Annotated in this window: 1 protein-coding gene; it reads left to right on the forward strand. The window is 61.4% G+C overall.

The genetic code is table 11. The annotated features are described in order from the left end of the window. The first annotated feature begins 251 nt into the window (after positions 1-251). The gene (locus EN939_RS34830) at positions 252-1061 is read left to right on the forward strand and encodes an AraC family transcriptional regulator (RefSeq protein ID WP_127271895.1); all 810 of its coding nucleotides are present in this window, start codon (positions 252-254) and stop codon (positions 1059-1061) included. The last annotated feature ends 171 nt before the right edge of the window (positions 1062-1232 follow it).

Below are 1232 nucleotides of genomic sequence, written 5' to 3' on the forward strand. Positions count from 1 at the left end.
GTCGGCGAGCCTCAACCCGGTCGCACTTTCGGGAGAGATGACCAGGGCGAGCATGGCGTACCTTGTTGCTGGCTTGTCGGTGCCAGCTTGCGTTGGAAAGCACGGCAAGCTGAGTACCCACGTAGGTAGCGAGCCATACCGGCGATGGCGCGCAGCGTCACGAGATCAACCCTGCGCGAACCGGAGCCTATCGACTTCCGCGGTTAAAGAATTTAGCTATCATGGCGTTTCATCGCTAATAGCAGTCAATCATGAGACGGCCCCTCAGCTACCCCTGGCTTGATCTCGATGTGGATGACCCTTCCGCGTTGGCGATTGCCGTGCGCGTCGACATCCCCGACACCCGAGCGGAAGTCCCCGCCCACCGGCACCGCAAAGGCCAGCTCGTCTTCGCGCTCGGCGGCGGCGTCACATGCCGCGTTCCAAGCGGTCTATGGATGGTGCCGCCGCATTGCGGGGTGTGGATCCCCGGCGGCATGGAGCACAGCAATGTCGCAACCGCCAACGCCCGGATTTTTTTCGTCTACATAGAGCCGGGAGCGGCCGACCTGCCGGAGCGGTGCTGCACGCTTTCGATCTCGCCACTGCTGCGCGAATTGATCATCGAGCTTTCCGATCGGCTGCAGGACGACGAGGCGAGGGGCGAACTCTTGACCAAAATGCTGCTCACCGAATTGCCACGCATGCCTGTCCAGCAATTGCACCTGCCGATCTCATCCGAGCCGCGCTTGAACAGGATCGCCGAGGCGTTGGCGCAAGACCCTGCCGACCGCAGCACGCTGGCGGACTGGGCCAAGCGCATGGCGCTCAGCGAGAGCAGCCTCGCCCGCCTTGTGACAAAGGAGACAGGGCTGAGTTTCGGGCGCTGGCGCCAGCAATTGCACTTGATCGTTGCAATTCGGGAACTGGCGTCCGGCAAGAGTGTCCAGCAAGTCTCGGGCGATCTCGGCTATGGTTCGGTCACGGCCTTCATCACCATGTTCAAGAAGGCGCTTGGGAAGCCGCCGGCCAAATACCTCAGTGGTATCGCGCAAAATGGCGGCTCTGCATTCGTGGCGTAATGCTCACTTGAAAGGCTGGTCGAGCCAATCAGGTTGCCAGCGTGCGAGAATGCAGCTTGGCTTTGGGACTCAGGCCACCGATGGCTCGGCGGTTTCGCGCCTCAACTCCGGTTTGGAACCGAGAACTTCTTCCACAATCCCGCGCGCAATCTCGCGTTCACCCATGATCAC

It is taken from the genome of Mesorhizobium sp. M7A.F.Ca.CA.002.05.1.1 (assembly GCF_003998335.1).
Taxonomy (GTDB): Bacteria; Pseudomonadota; Alphaproteobacteria; order Rhizobiales; family Rhizobiaceae; genus Mesorhizobium.